The sequence below is a fragment of the Sphingomonas kaistensis genome, from assembly GCF_011927725.1.
In the GTDB taxonomy this organism is placed as follows: Bacteria; Pseudomonadota; Alphaproteobacteria; order Sphingomonadales; family Sphingomonadaceae; genus Sphingomicrobium; species Sphingomicrobium kaistense.
On the sequence record NZ_JAATJC010000001.1, the window covers coordinates 1,879,566 to 1,905,420 of the forward strand.

Here is a 25,855-nt window from a genome sequence, read left to right on the forward strand (position 1 = left end):
CTTAGTCGCTGGCGCTATAATCTGCCAGTCTCTTGGTTGTTTCCTGGTTAGCAAGCAGCAGCCGGTGCTGTTCAGCCACAGCTTGCGGGTCGTCCATCAACCGTGCCGAGACCTCCGCCAGCCCTTGCGCGATTTCGTGGCGGTCGCCGAGCAGTTCGATCACCGCCCGGAGGTCCGCCCGCGCCTGGTTCGGCTCGGTATCGATTCGGTTGAAGGAGAAACCTTTTCCGAAGCCGCCCAGCGCCTGTTGAAGGAGCCGGTCGGTCTCGGTGTCTGCCAAGATGGGCGCGACCGCGGCCGAATCAAGATGGCCGCCGCTAAGTGCCTGATCGAGCAGGCGATGCTTGAGCCGCTCGGCGGCGGGATCGGCGAAGGGCAGGACGGCGAGGATGCCGGCTTCCTCCACCACCAGGTCGGGAAAGCGGGCCAGGCCGGCGGCGAGCGCGCGGGCTGTGAACGGGTCGACCCCGCTGACCCCGATGGCGCGGGCCTCGGCGCTGGCGGGCGGTTCGGGCGGCACGAAGCCGCGGCCCTTGACCCACGTCCCACGGCGCTGCTGCGAGCCGCCGCCGGGGGTAAAGGCGGGCCGATCGCGGCGATTGAGCGCATGGAAGCGGTCCATCCACTCGTCACGGTAAAGCTGCGACAGGCTGCGATCGGGGATGGCGGCGGCGTGGTCGAGCAGGCGTTGCTTGAGGCCGGCGCGCTGTTCGGGAGTGGTGAGCGGGGTCGAGTCGCGCTCATGCCGCCACAGGCGGTCGACCAGCGGCTCGGGTGACCGGAGCAAGGCTTCCACCGCATCGCGCCCGCCGCTGTTGACCAGGTCGTCGGGGTCCTGACCCTGCGGCAGCGTGACGAACGACAGGGTGCGTTCGGGTCCCAGCAAGGGCAGCGCGCGGGTGGCGGCACGGACGCCGGCCTTCTGGCCTGCCGCATCGCCATCGAGGCAGAGGATGGGCGAGGGGTCGAGCCGCCACAGCAGCTCCAACTGGCGCTCGGTCAGCGCGGTGCCGTTGGGGGCGACGGCCTCCGCGATACCGCCGCGATCGAGACCGATGACGTCCATATAGCCTTCGACCACGATCAACCGCTTGGCCGCGCGCGAGGCGGGGGAAGCACGGTCGAGGTTGTAGAGGCTCGAACCCTTGTCGAAGAGCGGGGTCTCGGGCGAGTTCAGATATTTTGGCTCGCCGGCACCAAGGATGCGGCCGCCGAACCCGATCACCCGGCCACGAGCATCGCGGATCGGGATCATCAGGCGGCCGCGGAAGCGATCGTAGGGCTCCTTTTCCTCGACCTGGATGAGGAGGCCGCCCTCGATCAGCTTTGCGTCGGTATGGGCCGCGAGCGCCTTGCGCAGGCCCTGGCGGCGGTCGGGTGCGAAGCCGATCCCGAACCGCTTGATCGCGCCGCCGCCGATACCGCGGCGCTGGCAATAAGCGCGGGCCTCGGCGCCTTCGATGCTGTCGAGCTGCTCGGCGAACCACGCCTGTGCCGCCGCCATGACGTCATGCAAGGTCGCCTGGCGCTCGGCCCGTTCGCGGCTGCGCGGGTCGGCGGCGGGAACCTCCATGCCAGCGCTTGCGGCAAGCTCCTTCACCGCATCCATGAAAGGGAGGCCGCGATTGTCGGTCAGGAAACGGATCGCGTCGCCATGCGCGCCGCAGCCGAAGCAATGGTAGAAATGCTTCTCGTCGTTGACCGTGAAGCTGGGGGTCTTCTCGTTGTGGAACGGGCAGCAGGCCTTCCACTCCCGCCCGGCTCGGGTGAGCTTCACATGCGGCGCGATGACGCTGGACAGCGTGACTCGGGCGCGAAGCTCGTCGAGGAAGGCGGGGGAGAGGGTCATGGGCGTCGCCGCAGAGGCTAGCCCGCCAGCGCGCCCTTCACCAGCGCGCTCGCCCGAGCCGGTTCGATGCTGGTGCCGAGGCGTTCCTTCACCGCGGCCATGACGCGGCCCATATCCTTCATCGAGGACGCGCCGAGTTCAGTGACGATCTCGCGGATCTTCGCGCCCGCTTCCTCGTCCGACAGCTGGGCGGGAAGGAAGCGCTCGATCACCGCGATCTCGGATTCTTCCTGCGCGGCGAGTTCCTCGCGATTGCCCTGGCGATACATGGTGACCGATTCGCGGCGCTGCTTGATCATCTTCTGCAGCACTTCGGTGACCAGCGCGTCGTCGTCGGCCGGCGCGGTTCCGGTGCGCAGCTCGATGTCGCGGTTCTTGATCGCGCTCTGGATCAGGCGGATGGTGGAGGTAGTGGCCTTGTCGCCGCCCTTTATGGCGGTGACGAGGTCGGTTTTGATGGTGTCGCGGATCATGGTGACGTCCGTTAAATGCTGTCGCTCCGGTTGACCATCCCGCGCGTCTGCCGTAGCGGCGGCGGCTTAGCGACATCGCCGGTTTTTGCCCCAAGGAGCCCTCCCACCGATGGCCAGTCCTGCGCCCACACCCATGCCGAAGGGAGCGACCGGTGCTCTCGTCTTTGCCGATGGCCGGGTGATCTGGGGAGAGGGATTCGGGGCCGAGGGCGCCGAGGTGGCGGAACTGTGCTTTCACACCGCGATGACCGGCTACCAGGAAGTGATGACCGACCCGTCGTTCGCGCGGCAGGCGATCTGCTTCACCTTCCCGCACATCGGTAACGTCGGCGCCAACGACGAGGACGTCGAGGCCGACGATCCCCATGCGGTGGGCGCGATCGTGCGCGAGCCGGTGACGTCGCCGTCCAATTTCCGGTCGAAGGTCGACTTTCCCGAATGGATGAAGCGCAATGGCCGGATCGGCCTCGCCGGGGTCGATACCCGGGCGTTGACCCGGCTGGTGCGGCGTGAGGGGCCGCCGACGGTGGTGATCGCGCATTCGGCGACTGGCGAGTTCGACCTGCCGGCGCTGCAGCAGCAGGCGCGCGACTGGCCGGGGCTCGAAGGCATGGACCTCGCCAGGGAAGTGTCGTGCGAGCAGCTGAAGACATGGTCGGGCGGCAAGTGGGAGATCGCCCTTGGCTATGCCGGCGGCGGTGACGAGGCCGAGCGGCCCCACGTCGTGGCGATCGACTATGGGTCCAAGCGCAATATCTTCCGCAACCTGGTCGAGGCCGGGGCACGGGTGACGATCCTGCCGGCCACCGCCACCTTCGACGAGGTGATGGCGCATCAGCCAGATGGTTTCTTCCTGTCCAACGGGCCAGGCGATCCGGCTGCGACCGGGGAATATGCGGTGCCGGTGATCCGGAGCATGCTGCAAACCGGCAAGCCGCTGTTCGGCATCTGCCTTGGCCACCAGTTGCTTGCGCTGGCGGTGGGTGGGCGCACCGCCAAGATGTTCCAGGGCCACCGCGGGGCCAACCATCCGGTGAAAAGGCTGGCCGACGGTCAGGTGGAGATCACCAGCATGAACCATGGTTTCGCGGTTGAGCGCGAAGGCCTGCCCGCTGACGTGCGCGAAACCCATGTGTCGTTGTTCGACGGATCGAATTGCGGGATCGAGCTGGCGGACCGCCCGGCTTTCAGTGTGCAATATCACCCCGAGGCGAGCCCTGGGCCGCAGGACAGCTTCTACCTGTTCGAGCGGTTCGTCGGGATGATGCGGTGAGCCCAGGCGGCGTCGCCGGGCTGCGCCAGCAATTGGCGCGTCGGACGCCGGGTGCGGTCCGCAAGCTGGTGCGCATGGGCGAACATTTTGCCCGGCGGCAGCGCGATTGGGCATTGCTTCTGAAGGCCGCGTCGGGGGTAACGGGGGCGGACCGCCTGGCCCTTGCCACCTCGGCACTGGTGGCACCGGTGACGGCGCTCAAGGCCCTGGACGGGTTCGGATGCCCGGTCTTGCTGCGCGACGTCCAGGTCCGCGTCGACAAGGTCGGCGTGTTCCGGCTGCGGCGCGGCACCGACGATCCGATCCACGTCCTGCGCCAGCGCGAGCCGCACATGTGGGCAGTTCTTCAGGAGCGGTTGCGGCCGGGTGACCGATTCGTCGATGCGGGCGCCAACATCGGTTTCTATGCCTTGCGTGCGGCCCAGCTGGTGGGACCGCGCGGCGAGGTCGTCGCGATCGAGATGATGCCGGGCACCGCCGCGAGCCTGCGCGCCAATGTCGCGGCCAGCGGTGCCGGCAATGTCACGGTCGTCGAAAAGGCCCTGGCGGATGTCGACGGCCAAGTGCTGGAAGCGAGCGCAGATCCGAGCAAGCTCGGGCAGGCTTCGATCGCTGCGGTGGAGGGCGGCAGACGATCGCTGCGCCTCAAGGTCGAAACCGCTCGCCTCGACAGCCTGCTTCCGGAAGGACCGGTTGCGCTGATGAAGATGGATCTCGAAGGCGCGGAGTTTGACGCGCTGCAGGGTGCCGCGGGCCTGCTCGGGCGGGTCGACGCCCTGGTCTACGAGAGCAATGGCGACGACCCCCGTATCGAGCGCCTGCTCAAGGCGTGCGGCTTCACGGTCCGCCACCTCGCCGCCCACGATTATCTTGCCGTGTCCGACACGAGCCGCTGAGAAGGAACGAAGATTGCCACGCCGCACCGACATCTCCTCCATCCTCATCATCGGCGCCGGCCCGATCGTCATCGGGCAGGCGGCGGAGTTCGATTATTCGGGGAGCCAGGCGGTCAAGGCGCTGAAGGCCGAGGGCTACCGCGTCATCGTGGTCAATTCGAACCCGGCGACGATCATGACCGATCCCGAACTGTGTGACGCGACGTACATCGAGCCGATCACGCCAGAGGTGGTGGCCAGGATCATCGAGGCGGAGAAGCCCGACGCGCTGTTGCCGACGATGGGCGGGCAGACCGCGCTGAATACCGCGCTGGCGCTCTACAAGGACGGGACGCTGGACCGGCTGGGCGTCGAGCTGATCGGCGCCAATGCCGAGGCGATCGAGAAGGCCGAGGACCGGCAGAAATTCCGCGATGCGATGGACCGGATCGGGCTCGAATCGCCCAAGAGCGCGGTGATCCATACGGTCGAGGAAGCGATGGCGGTGCTCGACACCATCGGGCTGCCGGTGGTGATCCGGCCGAGCTTCACGCTTGGCGGGACCGGGGGCGGGATTGCCTATAATCGAGACGAATATCTCCATTTCGTCCGCACCGGGCTGGAGGCTTCGCCGACCACCGAAGTGCTGATCGACGAGAGCCTCGTCGGGTGGAAGGAATATGAGATGGAGGTGGTCCGCGACCGCGCGGACAATGCCATCATCATCTGCTCGATCGAGAATGTCGATCCGATGGGAGTGCATACCGGCGACTCGATCACGGTTGCCCCGGCCCTGACGCTGACCGACAAGGAATATCAGCGGATGCGCTCGGCGAGCATCGCCGTGCTGCGCGAAATCGGCGTCGAAACAGGCGGTTCCAACGTCCAGTTCGCAGTCGATCCGAAGACCGGGCGGATGATCGTCATCGAGATGAACCCGCGCGTGTCGCGCTCGTCTGCGCTGGCATCCAAGGCGACCGGCTTCCCGATCGCCAAGGTCGCGGCCAAGCTGGCGGTGGGCTACACGCTGGACGAGATCGCCAACGACATCACCGGCGGCGCGACCCCTGCGAGCTTCGAGCCGACGATCGACTATGTCGTGACCAAAATCCCGCGCTTCACCTTCGAGAAGTTCGCGGGTTCGCCGGCCGAGCTGTCAACGGCGATGAAGTCGGTCGGCGAGGTCATGGCGATCGGGCGCTCGTTCGGCGAATCGCTGCAGAAAGCGCTGCGCGGGCTCGAGATCGGGCTGTGCGGGCTCGACCGGGTGCGGCATCTCGAACATGCGGCCGAGGACGAGATCGAGGCCGCGCTGGCGGTGGCGACCCCCGACCGGCTGCTGGTCGCGGCCGAGGCGCTTCGCCACGGGATCAGCGTCGAGCGGATCAACCAGATCGCCGGCTTCGATCCCTGGTTCCTGGAGCGGCTGGCGGAGATCGTCCGGGCCGAAGGCCAGGTGCGCGCCTACGGCCTGCCCAACGAGGCGGCGGAAATGCGGCGGCTGAAGGCGATGGGCTTCAGCGATTCGCGGTTGGCGCAGCTGAGCCTTCGCTCCACCGGCATGAGCCGCAGCATGGGCGAACTTCAGGCGCGCGGCGGCGGGATCGTGCACGAGGCGATGCGGGCGATGACCGGCGGGGTGACCGAGGCGGAGGTGCGCAGCCACCGGCTGAAGCTGGGCGTGCGGCCTGTCTACAAGCGGATCGATAGCTGCGCGGCCGAGTTCGACGCCTCCACGCCCTATCTTTATTCGACCTACGAGGCCCCGCTGTTCGGCGACGCCGAGGACGAGGCCGAGATCAGCGAGCGCCGCAAGGTGGTGATCCTGGGCGGCGGGCCGAACCGGATCGGGCAGGGGATCGAGTTCGATTATTGCTGCTGCCATGCCGCCTTCGCGCTGCGCGATGCCGGCTTTGAGACGATCATGATCAACTGCAATCCGGAGACGGTGTCGACCGATCCGGATACCTCGGACCGGCTCTACTTCGAGCCGCTGAGCCACGAGGACGTGCTGGAGATCCTGACCCGCGAGGCCGAGAAGGGCGAGCTGGCAGGGGTGATCGTGCAGCTGGGCGGTCAGACCCCGCTGAAGCTTGCCGCAAGCCTGCAGAAGGCGGGGATCCCGATCCTTGGGACCAGTCCTGACTCGATCGACCTCGCCGAGGATCGCGAGCGTTTCTCGGCGCTGGTCAACCGTTTGCGCCTGAAGCAACCGGAAAACGGCATCGCCCGCAGCCGCGAGGAAGCGCTGAAGGTCGCCGAGCGGATCGGCTATCCGGTACTGCTGCGGCCGAGCTACGTGCTGGGCGGGCGGGCGATGGAGATCGTCGACGGGCCGGCGCAGCTGGAGCATTATATCGCCACCGCGGTGCAGGTGTCGGGCGAAAGCCCGGTGCTGGTCGACCGCTACCTGCGCGATGCGACCGAGGTCGATGTCGACGCGATCTGTGATGGGACCGACGTGGTGGTGGCCGGCGTGCTCGAGCATATCGAGGAGGCGGGGGTCCATTCGGGCGACAGCGCCTGCTCGATCCCGCCGCACAGCCTGTCCCGGGAAATCATCGCCCGGATCGAGGAGCAGACCAGGGCGCTCGCGCTGGCGCTTCAGGTCAAGGGGCTGATGAACGTCCAATATGCGGTCAAGGACGGCGAGCTTTACCTGATCGAGGTCAACCCGCGCGCCAGCCGGACGGTGCCGTTCACCGCCAAGGCGATCGGTATTCCCATCGCCAAGATTGCTGCGCGAGTGATGGCGGGCGAGCTGCTCAAGGACCTGCCGGTGATCGACCGGGCGATCGGGCACGTCGCGGTGAAGGAAAGCGTGTTCCCGTTTGCGCGCTTCCCCGGCACCGATCCCGTGCTCGGACCAGAAATGAAGAGCACCGGCGAAGTCATGGGGATTGCCGACGATTTCGAGATGGCATTCGCCAAGAGCCAGATCGGCGCCGGGACGGTGATGCCGGCCGGCGGAACCTTGTTCGTGTCGGTCAAGGACAGCGACAAGGAGGGGATCGTCCCGGCGGTCGAGGCGATGCTGGAGCTTGGCTTCGAGGTGATCGCGACTGGCGGCACGCACGACCACCTGGCTGCGCGCGGGCTTCCGGTGACCCGGGTCAACAAGGTGGCGCAGGGCCGGCCGCATATCGTCGACCGGATCGTCGACGACGGGGTGCAGATCGTGTTCAACACCACCGAGGGCTGGCAGAGCCTGAAGGACAGCCAGTCGATCCGCGCCACGGCGCTCAACCGCAAGGTGCCCTACGTGACCACGGTCGCGGCGGCGCAGGCGATGGCGCGGGCGATCCGGGCTTCCAAGGGGCGGTCGCTTGAAGTCCGCTCCTTGCAGACCTATTATTCCGCCCGCGTATCCTAACTTCCTCGATTTCGGTTCTCGGGCACGCGGCCTGGCCGCGCGGGGAAGGTTGCAAGAAAAGAAGGGCCAATTCTGATGGCGAGTGAAAAGGTGCCGATGCTGGCCGAGGGCTATCGGAGCCTCGAAGAGGAAGCCAAGCGGCTCAAGGCCGAGCGTCCGCTGATCGTCGACGCGATCGAGGAAGCGCGCGCGCACGGCGACCTTTCCGAGAACGCCGAATATCATGCCGCCAAGGAGCGGCAGGGCCAGATCGAAGCCCAGCTCGCCGACATCGAGGACCGGCTGGCCCGCGCCCTGGTGATCGATCCGACGACGCTGAGCGGCGACAAGGTGGTGTTCGGGGCGACAGTCAACCTCGTCGACGAGGACGACAAGCCGGTCCGCTACCAGCTGGTCGGCCAGCAGGAAGCCAACGCCAAGGTCGGCCGGATCAGCTACAACAGTCCGCTTGGCCGGGCCCTGATCGGGCGCCAGGTCGGCGACGAGGTGGAAGTCACCACGCCGAGCGGCGATCGTTATTACGAGATCGCGGGGATCGAGTTCGTTTGATGACCCCCGGCGCGGCGGTCCGATCGGTGCAGCCGGCAGGGAGTCGCTGAAAGTGGCTGGAATCACCCGCACTGCGACCTTCTGGATCGCGGTGCTGACCGCACTGGTCAGCATCTTCACGGGTCTTGGCACGCTTGGCGTCCATGCGCCGCTGACCCTGGGCTTCGTTCCGGCGCGGGTTACCGGGCTTGGTTTCCCGTTCACGTCGGTGCCGGTGTTCCTGACCCCGCTTACCGCGACCCTGGTCCACGGCGGTGCGCTTCACCTGGGCTTCAACCTGCTGATGCTGGTGTGGTGCGGCCTTGCGGTCGAACGCGTGCTCGGCCGGGGCGCACTGATCTTCCTGTACGTCGTGGGTGCCTACGTGGCGATGGCCGCACAATGGGCGTCGGACCCGAACGGGGTGGGCCCGGTGATCGGCGCCAGCGGGGCGATCAGCGGCCTGATCGGCGCCTATGCGCTGAGCTTCGGGCGGCCACGGTTGGTCAGCAAGAACATCAAGCTCAATCGCTGGATCCACATCGCGTGGCTGGCGGCGGCGTGGAGCGTGCTGCAGGTGATCGTGGGCTGGTCGGCCGGGCAACAGGGCATGTTGCTTGCGACCCCCGCACATATCGGCGGTTTCCTCGCCGGCCTGCTGCTGCAGCGGCCCTTGCTGTTGTGGCGGTATCGCCGAGCCTGAAGGTCAGGCGTCCGGTTCCAGCAGTCGGTGCAGGTGCACCACCACGTATTTCATCTCGGCATCGTCGACCGTGCGCTGGGCATTGGCGCGCCAGGCTTCCTCGGCGTCGGCATAATTGTCGAACAGCCCGACGATGTGAATGTTGGGAAGGTCGCTGAAGTCGGTGCCCTGCGGGTCCGTCACGCGGCCGCCGAAGACGAGGTGGAGCTTGCTCATGGGCGGGCGCCTAGCATGGGCGTGTCGCACAAAAAACCCTCCCGCTGGCGGGAGGGTCAGGTCGCCGGTTGGCGAGAAGGGTGGGCATGCATTCTTGCAGGCCCACCCCCAGGCTCCTCCCGAGGACGGGAGGAGCGTACGTCAGGCGCTCGTCGAGCTGCTGCCGCTGCCGAGGAACTCGCGGACCTTGTCGCCGGCCATTTCGTCGAACTTCTGCTTGGCAAGGCCGCGACCGCGGTCGAGCGCGCCGGTGCCGGCGTCGTTGAGCTTGCGGCCGTAAGGGCCGAGCAATTCGCGCTCACGGTCGCTGGCCGGAAGCACGGCGCCGAGGACGGCACCGAGGGCAAGACCCGCGCCGAGCGCGATCAGGGGTGCATTGTCGATCTGGCCCGACGCGCTCGCGCCGAGGTCGGAAAAGCGGCTGCCGGTGGTGCTTCCGGTGGTGTCGGACGTGCTGTCGTAAGGGGTGTTCTTAGCCATTGAGATTCTCCATGTCGCCGGCCTTGCGGCGCGACGCCTTGTCAGTCTTGTGGGGTGCGGCATTGGGTTCGGAGCTACGGAAAAGGCCCCGAACCGCCGAGAATAAAGGTTTGCGGGCAATGTAGAGCGCGGCCATCGTGGCGACCCCGGCGGTGAGGCCGGGATTGTCCTTGACCGCGGTGACGGCGTCGTCCGCCACTACGATGCTCTTGTCCTTGGCCGACTGGACCGCGTTCGAAGCAAGCCTGCCGGGCGCGAGCCTGGCCTTGGCTTCCTCGAGCGTGGCCATCAGCCGCGCCTTGGCCTGGTCGACCTCGCCGCGAGCCCGGGCGATGCGAATCTTCGCAGCGCCGCTCATGCCGCGTCCTCCAGTCCCTTGGTCGCCTTGGCGTAAGCGAGGTATCCGAGGCCCCCCGCCGCCGCCACGCAGATCACCAGCGTCAGCAATCCGGCCAGTGTATCGCTCATCAGCGAGGCGAGGCCGACGAAGATGGTGGCGATCAGGACCAGGAAGGCGGCATGGGCGAACAGGATCGCAAGCAGTCCAAGGACGATCGGGACCTTGAGTGCGTTGGCCTTTTCCGTGCCGAGTGCCTTGAAGTAGCCGAGCTCGGCACGGCCGTAGGACTTGGCGTCCTCGACCAGGCGGTGGACGAGATCGCCGATCCCGTCCGCGCCGCCCTGCGTTGTCTCGGTCCGCTTCAGCATCGGATCACCGGGTGGTGCCGGCTCGGTCGCCTTGGCGGTCGCGGGCTTCATTGCTGCTTCCCTCCGGCATGCCGGCCTTCAGAAGACGGACGAGGCCAAATCCGAGGATCGCCGCGCCGGTGATCGCCACCGCCGGGCTCTTGCGGATCAGCGCGCGGGCGTCGTCGACCAGCTCGTCGGGATCCTTGCTCTCGAGCGTGCTCGCGTAGCGCTGGATGGTCGAGCTCGCCGACTTGGCATAGTCGCCATATTGCGGGCCGAGGCGTTCGCCGATCTGCTCGACCGTGTCCTCGATGATGTTGGCGATACTGCCGAGCGTGGTGGAGCCGCTCTTCAGGCCCTCACCGACGAAACCGCGGGCGCGGCCGAGGGCCTCGTCCTTGGCCTTACCGGTGACGTTGCTGACCATGCCGCGGATGCCGCCATTGCTGGCCGATCCGTCGTCGTCGCCGGTCGTGGTGCCGGTGATCAGCGCATCGGTCTGGCTGTCGCCGGCGGTGGCCGAGGTGCGGCCGCCCGTGGCGGTGTTGCCGATCGCGGTGCCGCTGCGGCCCGCGCTGCCGGTGGTTCCGCCAGCGCCGCCGGCCTCGATCACCGTGTCGGTGCCTTCCGGCAGTTTGTTCGTGGTATCGGCCATCAGCCTCTCCTCTTTCGTTCGTGACGCTGGAAAACTTGGGTATGGCCCGATAACGAGCCGCTACCGCCGCCGTTCCGGCCTTCGACGATCAACAGACATGGGACTCGATTCGCGAGTCCGCAACGGCTGCGTAACGATTTAGCCTGCTGGAGAGCCCGATCCAATGACCGCCATCCTCGACATCCATGCCCGCTCCATCCTCGACAGCCGGGGCAATCCGACGGTGGAGGTGGACGTCACGCTGGAGGACGGCAGCATGGGCCGGGCCGCGGTGCCGTCGGGCGCGTCGACCGGGGCGCACGAAGCGGTCGAGCTGCGCGACGGCGACAAGAGTCGGTGGGGCGGCAAGGGCGTCACCAAGGCGGTCGATGCCGTCAACGGCGCGATCGCCGACGAACTGGTCGGCTACGAAGCCGAGGACCAGGCCGAGATCGACGCCGCGCTGATCGCGCTCGACGGAAGCGAGAACAAGAGCCGGCTCGGCGCCAATGCGATCCTCGGGGTCAGCCTCGCCACCGCCAAGGCCGCGGCGGATGCGCGCGGGTTGCCGCTGTATCGCTACGTCGGCGGGGTCGCGGCGGACACGCTGCCGGTGCCGATGATGAACATCCTGAACGGCGGCGCCCATGCCGACAACCCGATCGACTTCCAGGAATTCATGGTGATGCCGGTCGGCGCACCGACCTTTGCCGAGGCGCTGCGCTGCGGAGCCGAGATCTTCCATGCGCTGAAGGGCAAGCTGCATGCGGCGGGCCTGTCGACCGCGGTCGGCGACGAGGGCGGGTTCGCGCCCAACATCGCGAGCGCCCGGGCAGCGCTCGACTTCATCGGTGAGGCGATCAACACGGCCGGCTATACGCTCGGCGACGACGTGCTGCTGGCGCTCGACTGCGCCGCGACCGAATATTTCAAGGGCGGCAAATATGCGATGGACGGGGAGGGGCTGTCCCTCTCGCCGGAAGAGAATGCCCGTTTCCTCGCCGACTTGGTCCGCGACTATCCGATCGCCTCGATCGAGGACGGAATGGGCGAGGACGACATGGCGGGGTGGAAGGCGCTGACCGAGCTGCTCGGCGACAAGTGCCAGCTGGTCGGCGACGACCTGTTCGTGACCAACTCGGCTCGCCTTGCCGACGGGATCCGCGACGGGATCGCCAATTCGATCCTGGTCAAGGTCAACCAGATCGGGACGCTGAGCGAAACCATTGCCGCGGTGCGGCTGGCGCAGACCAGTGGCTATACCGCGGTGATGAGCCATCGGTCGGGCGAGACGGAGGATTCGACCATCGCCGATCTCGCGGTCGCGTTGTCGTGCGGGCAGATCAAGACCGGCAGCCTGGCGCGCAGCGACCGTACCGCCAAGTACAACCAGCTGCTCCGGATCGAGGAAGAATTGGGCGATGTCGCGCGCTATCCGGGCCGCGCCGCGCTCAAGGCCTATCGTCGCTGAGCGCAAAAAGCGGTGGTTCGTCACTTTTTTGTTGCAGAAGCGTGCCGAACCCCTTGCGCGCATGACTCAAAACTGATTCTGTCTCCGCATGGGACGGGGGGCAGTGAGCCAGGCGCAAAGCCTGATCCGCAGGGCGATGTGGCCCGCGGTGTCGCTGCTCATCATCGGCACTTTTGCCGGCCATGCGGTGGCAGGACCGAATGGGCTGCTGGCTTGGGGCGGCTATCACCGTGACCTCGCCGCCAAGCAGCAGCAACTGGCCAAGCTGGAGGGCGAGCGCCAGGCGCTCAAGCATCGCTCGGCGCTGCTCGACCCGCGCAAGGCCGATCCCGACATGGCCGATGAGCTGGTCCGCAAGGACCTTGGCCTCGTTCGCCCGGACGAAGTGATCGTCACGCTCGAGGATTGAGGCACCTGCGGCGTTGCATGACGGCGCCATCGGCTCCTATAGACCCGCCCAGATCATTCATCCGACGAGGTAAATTGTGGCGCGTACGCCCAAGGCCGCGGCTCCGGCCGATCCGTTGAACCTGACCCGCGCGGACGAGGTGTCGCCGCTGCTCGCCAATCGCGAGCGCCCGCCGCAGCCTCAGCGCTATCAGGCGAGCAAGGAAGAACTGCTCGACTTCTACAAGCAGATGCTGCTGATCCGCCGCTTCGAGGAACGCGCCGGGCAGCTCTACGGCCTCGGCTTCATCGGCGGCTTCTGCCACCTCTACATTGGCCAGGAAGCGGTCGCGGTCGGCCTTCAGTCGGCGATGACAGTCGGCAAGGACAGTGTCATCACCGGTTATCGCGACCACGGCCACATGCTGGCCTACGGGATCGATCCCAAGGTCATCATGGCCGAGCTGACCGGCCGCGCTGCCGGCATCAGCAAGGGCAAGGGCGGCTCGATGCACATGTTCTCGGTCGAGCATGGATTCTACGGCGGTCACGGCATCGTCGGGGCGCAGGTGTCGCTCGGCACCGGGCTCGCGCTCAAGCACAAGTATAGCGAGGATGGCGGCGTCAATCTCGCCTACTTCGGCGACGGTGCGGCCAACCAGGGCCAGGTCTACGAAAGCTTCAACATGGCGAAGCTGTGGGATCTGCCCGTGATCTACGCGATCGAAAACAATCACTACGCGATGGGCACCAGCGTCGAGCGGTCGGCGTCCGAGCCCGACTTCTACAAGCGCGGCGAAAGCTTCCAGATCCCCGGCATCCAGGTCGACGGCATGGACGTGCTGGCGGTGCGCGGCGCGGCCCAGGTCGCGCTGGAGTGGACCCGGTCGGGCAAGGGCCCGATCATCCTTGAGCTCAAGACCTACCGCTACCGTGGGCACTCGATGAGCGATCCCGCCAAGTACCGCACCCGCGAGGAAGTGCAGAGCTACCGCGAGAACCAGGACCCGATCCAGCGCGCCGAGAAGGAGCTGGTCGGAATGGGAGTTCTGGAAGATGAGCTCAAGGCAATTGACAAGGAAATCAAGAACATCGTGGTCGAAGCTGCGAAGTTCGCCGAAGAAGCGCCCGAGCCCGAGGCCGGCGAGCTTCACACTGACGTACTGGTGGAGCGCTACTGATGGGCGTTGAACTGAAGATGCCGGCCCTGTCTCCGACGATGGAGGAGGGCACGCTCGCCAAGTGGCTGGTCAAGGAAGGCGATACCGTCTCGAGCGGCGATATCCTGGCCGAGATCGAGACCGACAAGGCGACGATGGAGTTCGAGGCGGTCGACGAGGGCGTCATCTCCAAGATCCTGGTGCCCGAAGGCACCGACGGAGTGAAGGTCGGCACCGCCATCGCGCTGATGGGCGGCGAAGGCGAGGAGGCTGCGTCCGCGCCTGCTCCGACCGAGGCTCCGGCTCCTGCGGCGGCAGCGACGACGCCGTCCGATCAGGCGGCCGAAGCCGAAGCCCCCAAGAAGGCCGAAACCGGCACCACACAATTGGTCAAGCCGCAGGCGGTCGATTCCGAAGTGCCCGAGGGCACCGCGATGCAGAAGCTGACCCTGCGCGAGGCCCTCCGCGACGCGATGGCCGAGGAAATGCGCCGCGACGACCGCGTGTTCGTAATGGGCGAGGAAGTCGCGCAATATCAGGGCGCCTACAAGGTGACCCAGGGCCTGCTCGACGAATTCGGGCCCAAGCGCGTGATCGACACGCCGATCACCGAATATGGCTTCGCCGGGCTCGGCACCGGCGCGGCGATGGGCGGGCTGAAGCCGGTCATCGAGTTCATGACCTTTAACTTCGCCATGCAGGCGATCGACCACATCATCAATTCGGCGGCCAAGACCAACTATATGTCGGGTGGCCAGATGCGCTGCCCGATCGTGTTCCGCGGTCCCAACGGCGCCGCCAGCCGGGTCGGCGCGCAGCACAGCCAGAATTATGCCCCGTGGTACGCCAGCGTGCCGGGTCTGATCGTGATCGCGCCCTATGATGCGGCCGACGCCAAGGGCCTGCTCAAAGCCGCGATCCGGTCGGAAGACCCGGTCGTGTTCCTCGAAAACGAGCTCCTCTATGGCCAGACCTTCGAGCTTCCCGCGGTCGACGATTGGGTACTCCCGATCGGCAAGGCCCGCACCATGCGCGAAGGCAAGGACGTCACCATCGTCAGCTATTCGATCGGCGTCGGGGTGGCGCTTGACGCCGCCAACACGCTGGCTGGCGAAGGGATCGAGGCCGAGGTCATCGACCTGCGCACGCTGCGTCCGCTCGACAAGCAGGCCGTTCTCACCAGCCTCGCCAAGACCAACCGGATGGTGGTGGTCGAAGAAGGCTGGCCGACCTGCTCGATTGCCAGCGAGATCATCGCGATCTGCATGGAAGAAGGGTTCGACGACCTCGACGCACCGGTCATGCGCGTGACCAACGTCGACGTGCCGCTGCCCTATGCCGCCAACCTCGAGAAGCTGGCGCTGGTCAAGGCTGCGGACGTGGTCGCGGCGGTCAAGAAGGTCACCTACAAGGGCTGATTGAAGGATTGGACGTGCGGGCCTAAGGGGGCGCGCATGTCCATTCTTCCCATTGTCTGCATTCCCGATCCAATCCTGCGCGAGATCTCGACTCCGGTCGAAACCTTCGACGCCGAACTGAAGACCCTCATCGCCGATATGTTCGAGACGATGTACGCCGCGCCCGGGATTGGGCTGGCCGCGGTGCAGGTCGGCGTGCCCAAGCGGCTGCTGGTGATCGACCTGCAGGAAGAGGAGGATGCCGAGGGCAAGCCGGTCAAGGACCCGCGAGTCTTCATCAATCCCGAGATCCTGGAGGAAAGCGACAGCTTCGTGCCCTACAAGGAGGGTTGCCTGTCGATCCCCGATCAATATGCCGAAGTGATGCGGCCCGACCGAATCAAGGCCAAGTGGCAGGATGCCGATGGCGAAGGCCACGAGGGCGAGATCGACGGACTGCTGGCGGTGTGCCTGCAGCACGAGATCGATCACCTCAACGGCGTGCTGTTCATCGACCACATCAGCCGGCTGAAGCGCGAGATGCTGCTCAAGAAGCTCGCCAAGGGCCGCAAGGACGGGTCGATCACCCTTTAGGTCGAGGGTCTAGACCACCGCCTTCAGCAGCAGGCCGGCCTCCTCGGTCTTCTTCTCGGTCATGTCGGTCAGCCGGGTCGGATAGTCGCCGGTGAAGCAGGCGTCGCAGCGCTGGGGCGCTTCCGCGCTGCGCTGGTCGCCAAGCGCGCGGTACAGGCCTTCGATCGAGATAAAGGCGAGGCTGTCGGCGTTGATGTACTTGGCCATCGCCTCGACATCCATTTGCGCGGCCAGCAGCTTGGCGCGCTCGGGCGTGTCGACTCCGTAGAAACAGCTGTGGCGCGTGGGCGGCGAGGCGATCCGCATGTGGACCTCGCGCGCGCCCGCATCGCGCATCATCTGCACGATCTTCACGCTGGTGGTGCCGCGAACGATCGAATCGTCGATCAGGACGATCCGCTTGCCCTTGATCAAGGCGCTGTTGGCATTGTGCTTGAGCTTCACGCCGAGGTGGCGGACTTCCTGGCTCGGCTGGATGAAGGTGCGGCCGACATAGTGCGAACGGATGATTCCAAGCTCGAACGGGATTCCGCTCGCCTGGGCATAACCGATCGCCGCCGGGACGCCGCTGTCGGGGACGGGGACGATGATGTCGGCGTCGATCCCTGATTCCTCGGCCAGCACCGCGCCAATGTTCTTGCGGCTTTCGTAGACACTGATCCCGTCCACCACGCTGTCCGGCCGCGAAAAATAGACATGCTCGAAGATGCACGGGCGGGGCGCGGCGGCGGCGAAGGGACGGAAGCTGCGGACGCCATCGGCATTGACGAGGATCATCTCGCCGGGACCGACCTCGCGCTCGTAGCGGGCGCCGATCACGTCCAGCGCGACGGTTTCGCTGGCGAAGATGATGGTGTCGCCGATCCGCCCCATCACCAGTGGGCGGATGCCGAGCGGGTCGCGGCAGGCGATCAGGCCCTGCTCGGTCAGCATCAGGAGGGAATAGGCGCCTTCGACCTGGCCCAGCGCATCGACGATCCGGTCGAGCATCTGCGTCTGGTGCGAAGTGGCGACTAGGTGGATGATGACCTCGGTGTCGGAGGTCGACTGGAAGATCGAGCCGCGGCGGTTGAGCGTGCGGCGCAGCTTCATCGCGTTCGAGATATTGCCGTTATGGGCGACCGCGAAGCCGCCGTCGGCAAGCTCGGCAAATAGCGGCTGGACGTTGCGCATCGCGCTCGATCCGGTGGTCGAATAGCGCACATGGCCGAGGGCAGTGCGGCCGGGGAGGGAGCGGATGATGTCGTCGCGGTCGAAATTGCCGGCGACATGACCCTGCGCGCGGTGCGAGTGAAAACCGGCGCCGTCGAGCGAGGTGATTCCCGCCGCTTCCTGCCCGCGATGCTGAAGGGCGTGGAGCCCGAGCGCGACGAAGCTGGCCGCCACATCGGCGTTCCACACGCCGAACACGCCGCATTCCTCGCGAAGTTTGTCGTCGTCGAAGGGATTGGTCGAAAACATGGATGTCGCCCGTCCGCTGTGTGAGCCGCCCTATAGGGTCGCGCGGGCGCTTTGTCGCGTGCGGACTGAACCGGGGTTGAAGGGCCGAGCCGGCGCGGGCAGGTAGGTGGCCATGCGCTTGGCTTCGATCCCGCTCTTGCTGCTCATTTCCGCTTGTGGGCAGAGTGATGAGGCGTCTCAGGCAGTCAACACGTCCGGCAACGCGGCGACGCCGCTGGGAGTCGAGCTCCAGACTTTTGCTGGAACGGGCAAGGATCGTCTTTGCATCGGCGGGACGGCGGCTGCGGCGGCGGTAATCACCTATGCGGCGGACGGCCTGAACAATTGTTCGGCGAGCGGGCGCGTGGAGGAGCAGGGCGGCAAGCTGTTCTTCGTGCCGCAAGAAGACAGCAGTTGCCGCGTCGAAATTCGCCGCGAAGGCGAGACCCGCCTGACTCTCGGCGCACCTACGACGGGCTGCGCCTTCTATTGCGCTCCGGGCGCCAGCTTCGAAGGCAAGACCTTCAGCCGCATGGACAAACCCGAGCCGGTCACCGATCTGGCCGGTGATCCGCTTTGCTGACAATTATGTTGATAGCAGTCGCTTGCCCACCTAGACCCTGACCAACGCCCCTTCCGGAGAGAGCCTCAGACATGCCCGTCTACAACGCCCCCGTTCGCGACACCCGCTACGTCCTCGATCACATCGTCGAGATGCAGAATTACGGCAATCTGCCGGGCTTCGCCGATGCGACCCCGGATCTCGTCGAGGCGATCCTCAACGAAGGCGCGCGCTTCACGCAGGAAGTCCTGCTGCCGCTCAATCGCACCGGTGACGAGGAAGGCTGCACCCGCCACGACGATGGCTCGGTGACGACGCCCAAGGGATTCAAGGACGCCTACAAGCAGTTCTGCGAGCTTGGCTTTACCAGCCTGTCGGCGCCGGCCGAATTCGGCGGGCAGGGCCTTCCGCACGTGCTGGCGACCGCGCTCAGCGAATATGTGCTGTCGTCCAATCAGAGCTTCGAAATGTACCACGGCCTGACCGCCGGGGCGATCGCGAGCCTGCTGGTGAAGGGGTCGCCCGAGCAGCAGCAGACCTATGTGCCCAAGATGGTGTCGGGCGAATGGACCGGCACGATGAACCTGACCGAGCCGCATTGCGGCACCGACCTCGGTCTCCTCAAAACCAAGGCCGAACCGCAGGCCGACGGCAGCTACAAGATCTCGGGTACCAAGATCTTCATCTCGTCGGGCGAGCACGACATGAGCGAGAACATCATCCACCTGGTGCTCGCCAAGATCACCGGCGCGCCGGACAATGTGAAGGGCATCAGCCTCTTCGTGGTGCCCAAGTTCATGGTGAATGACGACGGCTCGGTCGGCGAGCGCAACGCGCTGCAGTGCGGCTCGATCGAGCACAAGATGGGCATCCACGGCAATTCGACCTGCGTCATGAACTATGACGGGGCGACCGGGTGGCTGGTCGGCGAGCCGGAGAAGGGCCTTGCCGCCATGTTCATCATGATGAATGCCGCGCGCCTCGGGGTCGGCCTGCAGGGCCTGGCGCAGGGCGAGATCGCCTATCAGAACGCCGTTGCCTACGCGAAGGACCGCCGCCAGGGCCGGGCGCTGAAGCCCGAGCTTCGCGATCCCAATGCGAAGGCCGACAATCTGTTCGTCCATCCCGACGTCCGCCGCATGCTGCTCGAGGCCAAGGCCTTCAACGAGGCGGCGCGTGCGCTGGTGCTGTGGGGCAGCCTTCAGGTCGACCTGTCCCGCAAGGGCGCGACCGATGAGGAACGGCAGAAGGCCGACGACCTCATCAGCCTGCTGACCCCGGTCATCAAGGGCTACCTCACCGACAAGGGCTTCGAGGCCGCGGTCAACATGCAGCAGGTGTTCGGCGGGCACGGCTACATCCGTGAATGGGGGATGGAGCAGTTCGTCCGCGATGCGCGCATCGCCCAGATCTACGAAGGCACCAACGGCGTGCAGGCGATGGACCTGGTCGGCCGCAAGCTGGCCCAGAATGGCGGGCGCGGCGTGCGGCTGCTGTTCGAGACCATCGGCGGCGACATCGCCAACGCCCGCAAGAACGGCGATCCGGCGGGCGTCGCAGCGCCGCTCGAGAAGGCGTTGGGCGAGCTCCAGGCCTCGACCATGTGGCTGGCGCAGAACGGCATGGCCGATCCGAACCACGCCGGGGCCGGCGCAGTGCCCTTCATGCACCTGATGGGCCTTGTCACCTTGGGCTGGATGTGGCTCAAGATGGCGGACGTATCGGCGCGTCTGGAGAATGAAGCGGGTGAGGATGCGGCGTTCCACCAGACCAAGCTCGCCACCGCGCGCTTCTATGCGCAGCGCGAGCTGCCCAAGGCGAGCGCCTATCGCGGCCAGATCGAAGCCGGCGGGGACACGCTGATGGCGCTTGCGGAAGACGCGTTCTGAGCCAAGGTTCCCAACCGCAGCCCGACGGGCCGGCGCTGCTGCGCCGTGCGCTTGCCGACGTCGCGGGCGGGGACCGTAACGCGCTCAAGCTGGTAGTTGATTCCACCGGGCCGAAACTGTTCGGCATTTGCCACCGTATCTTGGGCGACGAGGCCGAGGCGGAGGATGCGGTGCAGGACGTTTATGTCAGCGTGTGGCACCGGGCCTCCAGCTTCAACCCGGAGCGGGCGAGCCCGATCACCTGGCTTGCGACCATTGCCCGCAACCGCGCGATTGACCGGCTGCGCTCGTCGCGGCGGGTGCGGCAGGGCGCTCCGCTCGATCTCGCGTTTGAGATCGTCGACGACCGGCCCGATCCCGAGCAGGGCGCCTTGTCGGCCGATGCCGCGCGGCGCCTGTCGCATTGCATGGACGAACTCGAAGCGCGGCAGCAGGCGGCGATTCGCGCGGCCTTCTTTGATGGGCTGAGTTACCCCGACCTTGCCGAGCGCGGCAAAGTGCCCCTGGGGACGATGAAGAGCTGGATCCGCCGCGGATTGCAGCAGTTGAAGAAATGCCTGGACGGATGAGCGAAAAAGACATCCAAGCGGGCGAATTGGCCCTCAGGCTGCTGGACGGCGAGGAATTGCTCGCCGCGCGCCGGCTGCTGGTCGAAGATCCCGACTTCGCCGCCGCGGTGGCGCAGTGGGAGAGCCGCTTCGCCCCTTGGTATGACGAATTTCCCGAGCGTGCGCTTCCCGCAGACCTGTGGTCGCGAATCGAGGCACGGCTGGCGCGCGGCGGCGATGCCCTGGTGATTTCGCTCAAGCGGCAGCTCCGCGCGTGGCGGGCTGCGGCGGCAATCGGCGGAGGGGCGGCGATCGCGGCTGCGCTGGCCTTGCTGCTGGTGCCCACCACGGTTACCCCGCCACCGGTCGCCCCGCCGGTCGAAAGCCCCGTGCGCGGACCCTTGCTGGTCGCTTCGGTCGACGCCGGCACCACGGCGGTGGTCGGCCTGACCTATCTGTCCGACAGCGGCGAACTGCTGATCGTTCCGGCCCGGCTCGCGGTGCCCGATCGCCGGGCCCGGCAACTGTGGCTGATCCCGGCCGGCCAGGCTCCGGTCTCGCTCGGCCTGGTCGAGGGCGAGGCGCCGCAGCGGCGCGTGCTGGCCACGGCTGTCCGTCAGCAGATTGCGCTGGGTGCGACCGTCGCCATCTCCGACGAGCCCACCGGCGGCTCGCCGACCGGCCTGCCTACCGGCGAGGTGCTGGGCACCGGAACGTTGCAGCAGGGATAGCCTCCACTGCATCCGGCGCGGGCGCCGCGCCGTAACTCCTTCGAGCCCGCAGTCGGGCAAACAGGGAGTTTTCCGATGAACAAGAAGCCGCTGATCCTGATCCTGAGCGCGATGCCGCTCGCCGGTTGCATGACCATGGCCGAGACCGGTTCCGACACCGGCATGGCGATGAGCGCTCCGGCCGATACCGTCACCGTTGGCGGCGCGCCGATGTACGCTAACCGCACCATCGTCGCGAACGCGGTCAACTCGGCCGATCACACGACGCTGGTCGCCGCGGTCAAGGCCGCCGGCCTGGTCGACACCCTGAACGGCGCCGGTCCGTTCACCGTCTTCGCGCCGACCAACGCCGCCTTCGCCGCCTTGCCGGCCGGCACCGTCGACACCCTGCTAAAGCCCGAGAACAAGGCCCAGCTGACGAGCGTCTTGACCTATCATGTGGTGGGGGGCCGCCTGACCGCCGCCGACCTGATGGAGCGGATCCGCGCCGGAGGCGGCAGCGCGATGCTGACCACCGTCCAAGGCGGAATGCTGACCGCACGCATGTCGGGCAGCAACATCGTCGTCACCGACGCCGCGGGCGGCACCGCCACCGTGACCCAGGCCGACGTGCTTCAGTCCAACGGCGTGATCCACGTCACCGACAAGGTTTTCCTTCCCGGCTGAGCCGGTGAAGAGGCCGGTCCGCCTTGATACCTCCTGGGGCGGGCCGGCCTAATTTCCTTGAGAGTAGGGCCTTCAGCGGGCCTCGATGTCGGTCACGAGCGTGTAGGAGGGGCCGGCCCGGCCAAGCCGGCTTTCGTAAAGGCCGAAGCGGCTGACCATCCAAGTCTCGGATGTAAGAGCCGCATGGCGAGTGAGCCAGAGTTGCACGTCGGGCCGTGGGCGACTCCAGCGCGCCAGCGTGATGTGCGGATGGAAGGCGCGGGTTTCGGGCGCCACGCCGGCGGACTGCACTGCCCGCTCGACCTTTCCAGCCAGCGCCATCACCGGGTCGCGCGGCTCGATCCCGGCCCACAGGGCGCCGTGGCGGCGGTGGGCGAAGCAACCGGTGCCGTTCAGACGCAGCGGGAAAGCGGCAAAGGCGAGCGACGACAGGGCCGCGGCAATGTCCTCGGCCATCACCCCGTCGACTTCTCCGATGAAGCGCAGGGTGAGGTGAAGCTGGTCGGCATGGACCCAGCGCAGGCTGTCCGGACCCTCCTCCAGGTCGAGCAGCAGGTCGGCGACATCCTCGGGAACGGGCAGGGCGACGAACAAGCGGTGCATGGGGGCCTAACGTCCCTCGATACGCTCCAGACGCTCTTCCAGCCGGGCGAGGGTAGCAAGGATGCGTTCCTGCTCCTCGTGGGTGAATTCGTGCCGGTCCTCGTTCAACCGTTCGATCAAGCGAACGATGATCATCGGTGCGACGATGAAGATCGAGGCGTGCATCAGGAACACCGACAGGATCATGCCGCCCAGCGTCTTGGCGCTGATGTCGCCATAGCCGGTCGAGGTGGCGGTGGTCGCGGCCCAGTACAGGCTTTCGGTCAGCGCGCGGCTTTCGAACCAGCTGAACAGGACGGCGCAGACGGACAGCAGCGCGACATAGAGCAGGGCGAGTTCGCGCAGGGTGTCGGTCGCAGCGCGAAGGCGGGAGGTAGCCATGGGTCAGCCCTCGATGATGTGGGGGACGAAGCGGGCATCGTCGGCAGTGATCCGGCCGCCTTCGCGGATGCCGAGCCCGGCCGCCTCGCCGCCGACGGTCCACACGCCGAGCACCGGATAGGCGCCGTCGAAGGAGGGCAGGGGATAGAGCGCCTGGTACAATTGTCCTAACTCCCGGTAGGGCCCCTCCGAGCGGGCGGTTTCGCGCCCGGCCTCGACGATCACGACGTTGGCGCCCTCGCGGGCGAGGATCGGCTTCACGACATGGTCGGGGCCGACGCTGGCCGCATCCCAGCCGGCGGGGAGGAGGTTGGGGTGCTTGGGCTCCAGCTCATGGAGCAGGGGCAGGATCGCCTTGTTGGACCACAGCATCTTCCAGATCGGCTCGAGCCACAGGCAGCTGTCCATGCGCCGGACGATCTCGCGGCCATAGTTCTCGGCGACGATCCATTCCCACGGGTAGAGCTTGAACAGCGCGGTGATGAGATAATCTTCCTCGTCGACGATGCGGCCCTCGGAATCGAGGCCGATCCTATCGATCAGCACCCCGCGCGTTTCGAGCCCGGCCTGTTCGGCGAGGTCGCGCATATAGGTCGCGGTGACCGTATCCTCGTGCAGGTCGTCGGCGTGGTGGGTCACCCACAGGCGGCCGCCGAGGTCGCGGGCCATGAAGCGCCAGCGCTCGATCAGTTTGTCATGCAGCGACGTGAACTGGTCGTGGTCGGGGAAGACCTCTTCCTTCCACTGCCACTGGACCACGCCGGCCTCCAGCATCGAGGTCGGGGTGTCGCAATTATATTCGAACAGCTTGGGCTCGCCGGTGCCGTCCCAGCCGAAGTCGAAGCGGCCATAGTCGAGGGCAGGGCGGTCGCGCTTCCATTCGGCCAGCACAGCGTCGATCGCCCAGTCGGGAATGCCGAAGCGGGCGAGCTTCTCGGGCCGCTTGGCGAGGTGGTCACCGGCCTTGAGAAAAAGCTCGTGGCAGCGCTCGGCGGCGGCTTCCAGCGTCTCGATCTGCTTCAGGGTGAAGACGTAGGTGGCGCTTTCGTCCCAGTAGGGCTTGCCGTCCTGGGTGTGCCAGACCAGCCCCTGTTCCTCGACGATCCGTTGCCAGCCCTCACGCGGGCGGAGGCTGCGGCGCTGCATGCCTATCCGCCGCGTCCGAAGCTGCGGCCGCTGCTGCCGAGGCCGCCGCGCGAAATGGCCGAGGAGCGCGCCATGTTGCTCGCCGCAGGTGCCCGCACATAGGCGCCGCCCAGGGGGCTGCGGCTGACGTAGGAAGCGTAGCGCTTGTCGCGGATGTTGTCGTAATAATAAGGGATCGGAGCGCCCGAGCGGAGGTAGTAGAAGCTCCCGCCGCCGCGCCGTTCGCAATAGTCGTCGGCGATGCGCTGGCCCCAGTCGTCGGCGCAGATGCGGGTGTTCCCCGCCGCGCGAAGGTCGTCGCCATCCGAGCAGCCGGCCAGCCCGGCGAGCGCCGCGGCAAGGGTGACCGTCAGGGTGAGTTTCTTTTCCATCGTCCTACGGGACCATGCAGGCGGCCTGGAGCACGCCGATGCCCAGACCCATGCCGCCGACGAAGATGCCGCTGGAGGTGCAGCCCTCGTCGATCTTGGAGGAGATGCCGCGGAACAGCAGCCGCGCGATCACCACGAACACCAGCAGCTGGACGATCGCCGCGACGGCGCCCCACAACAGCATGTCGGGAATGGACACGCTGTTGCCGATCACCACCGCCACCGGCAGCGCGAAGCCGAGGAAGGTCCCGGTCAGCTGCAGGGCCGCGGCGCTGTTGCCGGCGCGGATGAGCTCCAGCTCACGATGCGGGGTCAATTGTATGTAGAGCGTAAGGAATGCCGCCGCGAGCAGCAGCGCGGCACCGAAATAGGCAAGGAAGTGCGACAGCACCGCCGTGAAATAACCGAACAATTTGTATCCCCCCGTCAATCGCCGCGAAGAGTAGCAAAGGGCGGCTTTTGCGCAAGCGCCGGCCAGCGATACCGTCTCTCGGCCGGCCGCGCCGTTCCGCTCACGGAAATTCCTTGAAACCTTTACCCCCCTCCACGATATAGTGTGACGTGGACGGGCCGCTTCGGCCCGCCGACGATGGAGCTTGAAAATGCAGAACTGGTCTGACCCTCGAACGACGACCGCGTTCGACCCGGCCGTCTCGGTCGGCGTTCCGCGTGCCGCTCGCGATGCGGGCCTGCGGTCCTACATGTTGAGCGTTTACAACTACATGGCCTCGGGCGTGCTGCTGACCGGCATCGTCGCCCTGCTGTTCGCGTCGAGCGGCCTTGCCCAGCAAGTGCTGTCGACCCCGCTGCGCTGGGTGATCATGCTCGCCCCCTTGGGCTTCGTGATGGCGATGAGCTTCGGCCTCAATCGCATGTCCACCGCGACCCTGCAGATGCTCTACTGGGCATTCACGGTCGTCATGGGCCTGTCGATGAGCTCGATCTTCCTGGTCTACACCGGGACGAGCATCGCACAGACCTTCTTCGCGGTGTCTGCGGCGTTCGCCGGCCTCAGCCTGTTCGGCTACACGACCAAGAAGGACCTGTCCGGCATGGGCACGTTCCTGATCATGGGCGTGATCGGCCTGCTGGTGGCGATGGTCATCAACATCTTCCTTCAGTCGAGCGCCCTGGCGTTCGGGATCAGCGCCATCGGCGTGCTGATCTTCGCCGGCCTGACCGCCTACGACACGCAGAAGATCAAGAGCATGTACGCCTATGTCGCTGGCACCGACATGATGGGCAAGGTCGTGATCATGGGGGCGCTGAACCTCTATCTCGACTTCATCAACATGTTCACCTTCCTGCTGAGCTTCATGGGCAACCGCGACTAAGCGTACCGTCCGCAAGGGCACAGCGAACAGGGCTCGGCGGGAAACCGCCGGGCCCTTTTTCTTGTCCGATCGGCGCAGCGC

Annotated in this window: 29 protein-coding genes; 16 read left to right on the forward strand and 13 right to left on the reverse strand. The window is 66.5% G+C overall.

Annotated elements, in window-relative coordinates; translation table 11 throughout:
* Nucleotide 1: 1 nt before the first annotated feature.
* Together dnaG and GGQ97_RS09160 are read right to left on the reverse strand one after the other, a co-directional pair.
* Nucleotides 2–1,849, reverse strand: coding sequence for a DNA primase (gene dnaG, locus GGQ97_RS09155; RefSeq protein WP_168068950.1), 1,848 nt, complete (start codon nt 1,847–1,849; stop codon nt 2–4).
* A 17-nt stretch (nt 1,850–1,866) separates the two neighbouring features.
* Nucleotides 1,867–2,322, reverse strand: coding sequence for a GatB/YqeY domain-containing protein (locus GGQ97_RS09160; protein WP_168068952.1), 456 nt, complete (start codon nt 2,320–2,322; stop codon nt 1,867–1,869).
* Between the two features lie 109 nt (nt 2,323–2,431).
* Between GGQ97_RS09160 and carA the strand changes: the two genes are divergently transcribed.
* The 5 genes from carA to GGQ97_RS09185 all read left to right on the forward strand — a co-directional run bounded on the left by carA (nt 2,432) and on the right by GGQ97_RS09185 (nt 9,074).
* Nucleotides 2,432–3,595 carry a glutamine-hydrolyzing carbamoyl-phosphate synthase small subunit gene (gene carA, locus GGQ97_RS09165; RefSeq protein ID WP_168068954.1) on the forward strand — a complete coding sequence of 388 codons (1,164 nt, stop codon included), beginning with the start codon at nt 2,432–2,434 and terminating at the stop codon, nt 3,593–3,595.
* Nucleotides 3,592–4,491: an FkbM family methyltransferase gene (locus tag GGQ97_RS14670; RefSeq protein ID WP_168068956.1), complete on the forward strand. Its 900-nt coding sequence runs from the start codon at nt 3,592–3,594 to the stop codon at nt 4,489–4,491. Before carA ends, GGQ97_RS14670 begins: the two co-directional genes overlap by 4 nt.
* 13 nt (nt 4,492–4,504) lie before the next feature.
* Nucleotides 4,505–7,843 carry a carbamoyl-phosphate synthase large subunit gene (gene carB / locus GGQ97_RS09175; protein WP_168068958.1) on the forward strand — a complete coding sequence of 1,113 codons (3,339 nt, stop codon included), beginning with the start codon at nt 4,505–4,507 and terminating at the stop codon, nt 7,841–7,843.
* Nucleotides 7,844–7,915: 72 nt separating this feature from the next.
* Nucleotides 7,916–8,392 (forward strand): transcription elongation factor GreA, encoded by a 477-nt coding sequence (greA, locus tag GGQ97_RS09180; protein WP_168070914.1) that lies wholly within the window; start codon nt 7,916–7,918, stop codon nt 8,390–8,392.
* Between the two features lie 52 nt (nt 8,393–8,444).
* Nucleotides 8,445–9,074 carry a rhomboid family intramembrane serine protease gene (locus GGQ97_RS09185; RefSeq protein WP_168068960.1) on the forward strand — a complete coding sequence of 210 codons (630 nt, stop codon included), beginning with the start codon at nt 8,445–8,447 and terminating at the stop codon, nt 9,072–9,074.
* Nucleotides 9,075–9,077: 3 nt separating this feature from the next.
* Here GGQ97_RS09185 and GGQ97_RS09190 read toward each other — a convergent pair whose 3' ends face one another.
* From GGQ97_RS09190 to GGQ97_RS09210, 5 genes are all read right to left on the reverse strand, one after another.
* Nucleotides 9,078–9,290: a DUF4170 domain-containing protein gene (locus GGQ97_RS09190; protein ID WP_168068962.1), complete on the reverse strand. Its 213-nt coding sequence runs from the start codon at nt 9,288–9,290 to the stop codon at nt 9,078–9,080.
* A gap of 141 nt (nt 9,291–9,431) precedes the next feature.
* Nucleotides 9,432–9,770: a hypothetical protein gene (locus GGQ97_RS09195; protein WP_168068964.1), complete on the reverse strand. Its 339-nt coding sequence runs from the start codon at nt 9,768–9,770 to the stop codon at nt 9,432–9,434.
* Nucleotides 9,763–10,128, reverse strand: a complete 366-nt coding sequence (locus tag GGQ97_RS09200; protein WP_168068966.1) for a hypothetical protein — start codon at nt 10,126–10,128, stop codon at nt 9,763–9,765. The genes GGQ97_RS09195 and GGQ97_RS09200 overlap by 8 nt, the downstream gene beginning before the upstream one ends.
* Nucleotides 10,125–10,529 carry a phage holin family protein gene (locus tag GGQ97_RS09205; RefSeq protein ID WP_168068968.1) on the reverse strand — a complete coding sequence of 135 codons (405 nt, stop codon included), beginning with the start codon at nt 10,527–10,529 and terminating at the stop codon, nt 10,125–10,127. Before GGQ97_RS09205 ends, GGQ97_RS09200 begins: the two co-directional genes overlap by 4 nt.
* Nucleotides 10,483–11,115 carry a hypothetical protein gene (locus GGQ97_RS09210; protein ID WP_168068970.1) on the reverse strand — a complete coding sequence of 211 codons (633 nt, stop codon included), beginning with the start codon at nt 11,113–11,115 and terminating at the stop codon, nt 10,483–10,485. Before GGQ97_RS09210 ends, GGQ97_RS09205 begins: the two co-directional genes overlap by 47 nt.
* 163 nt (nt 11,116–11,278) lie before the next feature.
* On the opposite strand from GGQ97_RS09210, the gene eno reads away from it, so the two are divergent.
* From eno to def, 5 genes are all read left to right on the forward strand, one after another.
* Entirely contained in the window at nt 11,279–12,565 is a 1,287-nt protein-coding gene (eno, locus tag GGQ97_RS09215; RefSeq protein WP_168068972.1) for a phosphopyruvate hydratase, read from the forward strand.
* A 103-nt stretch (nt 12,566–12,668) separates the two neighbouring features.
* Nucleotides 12,669–12,974 carry an FtsB family cell division protein gene (locus GGQ97_RS09220; protein WP_342448501.1) on the forward strand — a complete coding sequence of 102 codons (306 nt, stop codon included), beginning with the start codon at nt 12,669–12,671 and terminating at the stop codon, nt 12,972–12,974.
* 139 nt (nt 12,975–13,113) lie between these two features.
* Entirely contained in the window at nt 13,114–14,133 is a 1,020-nt protein-coding gene (gene pdhA / locus GGQ97_RS09225; protein WP_342448552.1) for a pyruvate dehydrogenase (acetyl-transferring) E1 component subunit alpha, read from the forward strand.
* On the forward strand, nt 14,133–15,530 hold the full coding sequence (locus GGQ97_RS09230) for a pyruvate dehydrogenase complex E1 component subunit beta (protein WP_168068976.1): 1,398 nt from the start codon (nt 14,133–14,135) through the stop codon (nt 15,528–15,530). The genes pdhA and GGQ97_RS09230 overlap by 1 nt, the downstream gene beginning before the upstream one ends.
* Before the next feature lie 36 nt (nt 15,531–15,566).
* Nucleotides 15,567–16,103, forward strand: coding sequence for a peptide deformylase (gene def / locus GGQ97_RS09235; protein ID WP_168068978.1), 537 nt, complete (start codon nt 15,567–15,569; stop codon nt 16,101–16,103).
* A 9-nt stretch (nt 16,104–16,112) separates the two neighbouring features.
* Here def and purF read toward each other — a convergent pair whose 3' ends face one another.
* On the reverse strand, nt 16,113–17,564 hold the full coding sequence (gene purF / locus GGQ97_RS09240) for an amidophosphoribosyltransferase (RefSeq protein ID WP_168068980.1): 1,452 nt from the start codon (nt 17,562–17,564) through the stop codon (nt 16,113–16,115).
* A 112-nt stretch (nt 17,565–17,676) separates the two neighbouring features.
* Between purF and GGQ97_RS09245 the strand changes: the two genes are divergently transcribed.
* The 5 genes from GGQ97_RS09245 to GGQ97_RS09265 all read left to right on the forward strand — a co-directional run bounded on the left by GGQ97_RS09245 (nt 17,677) and on the right by GGQ97_RS09265 (nt 21,939).
* Nucleotides 17,677–18,126, forward strand: coding sequence for a hypothetical protein (locus tag GGQ97_RS09245; RefSeq protein WP_168068982.1), 450 nt, complete (start codon nt 17,677–17,679; stop codon nt 18,124–18,126).
* A 71-nt stretch (nt 18,127–18,197) separates the two neighbouring features.
* Entirely contained in the window at nt 18,198–19,994 is a 1,797-nt protein-coding gene (locus tag GGQ97_RS09250) for an acyl-CoA dehydrogenase C-terminal domain-containing protein (protein ID WP_168068984.1), read from the forward strand.
* A gap of 89 nt (nt 19,995–20,083) precedes the next feature.
* On the forward strand, nt 20,084–20,563 hold the full coding sequence (locus GGQ97_RS09255; RefSeq protein ID WP_280740560.1) for a sigma-70 family RNA polymerase sigma factor: 480 nt from the start codon (nt 20,084–20,086) through the stop codon (nt 20,561–20,563).
* Nucleotides 20,560–21,273: an anti-sigma factor gene (locus GGQ97_RS09260; protein ID WP_168068986.1), complete on the forward strand. Its 714-nt coding sequence runs from the start codon at nt 20,560–20,562 to the stop codon at nt 21,271–21,273. Before GGQ97_RS09255 ends, GGQ97_RS09260 begins: the two co-directional genes overlap by 4 nt.
* Before the next feature lie 135 nt (nt 21,274–21,408).
* Complete coding sequence (locus GGQ97_RS09265; RefSeq protein ID WP_245198146.1) at nt 21,409–21,939, forward strand: fasciclin domain-containing protein; 531 nt, start codon at nt 21,409–21,411, stop codon at nt 21,937–21,939.
* A gap of 72 nt (nt 21,940–22,011) precedes the next feature.
* Here the strand turns inward: GGQ97_RS09265 and thpR are convergent, their stop codons facing one another.
* The 5 genes from thpR to GGQ97_RS09290 are packed head-to-tail and all read right to left on the reverse strand — an operon-like array spanning nt 22,012 to nt 24,852.
* Nucleotides 22,012–22,542: an RNA 2',3'-cyclic phosphodiesterase gene (gene thpR / locus GGQ97_RS09270; protein ID WP_168068990.1), complete on the reverse strand. Its 531-nt coding sequence runs from the start codon at nt 22,540–22,542 to the stop codon at nt 22,012–22,014.
* Between the two features lie 6 nt (nt 22,543–22,548).
* Nucleotides 22,549–22,923, reverse strand: a complete 375-nt coding sequence (locus tag GGQ97_RS09275; RefSeq protein ID WP_168068992.1) for a potassium channel family protein — start codon at nt 22,921–22,923, stop codon at nt 22,549–22,551.
* A 3-nt stretch (nt 22,924–22,926) separates the two neighbouring features.
* A complete protein-coding gene (locus GGQ97_RS09280) occupies nt 22,927–24,069 on the reverse strand; it encodes a glutathionylspermidine synthase family protein (RefSeq protein ID WP_168068994.1) in 1,143 nt (380 codons plus the stop codon).
* Between the two features lie 2 nt (nt 24,070–24,071).
* Complete coding sequence (locus GGQ97_RS09285; protein ID WP_168068996.1) at nt 24,072–24,440, reverse strand: hypothetical protein; 369 nt, start codon at nt 24,438–24,440, stop codon at nt 24,072–24,074.
* Between the two features lie 4 nt (nt 24,441–24,444).
* Nucleotides 24,445–24,852: a DUF350 domain-containing protein gene (locus GGQ97_RS09290; RefSeq protein WP_209022826.1), complete on the reverse strand. Its 408-nt coding sequence runs from the start codon at nt 24,850–24,852 to the stop codon at nt 24,445–24,447.
* A gap of 190 nt (nt 24,853–25,042) precedes the next feature.
* Between GGQ97_RS09290 and GGQ97_RS09295 the strand changes: the two genes are divergently transcribed.
* The gene (locus GGQ97_RS09295; protein WP_168068998.1) at nt 25,043–25,774 is read left to right on the forward strand and encodes a Bax inhibitor-1/YccA family protein; all 732 of its coding nucleotides are present in this window, start codon (nt 25,043–25,045) and stop codon (nt 25,772–25,774) included.
* Nucleotides 25,775–25,855 lie beyond the last annotated feature (81 nt).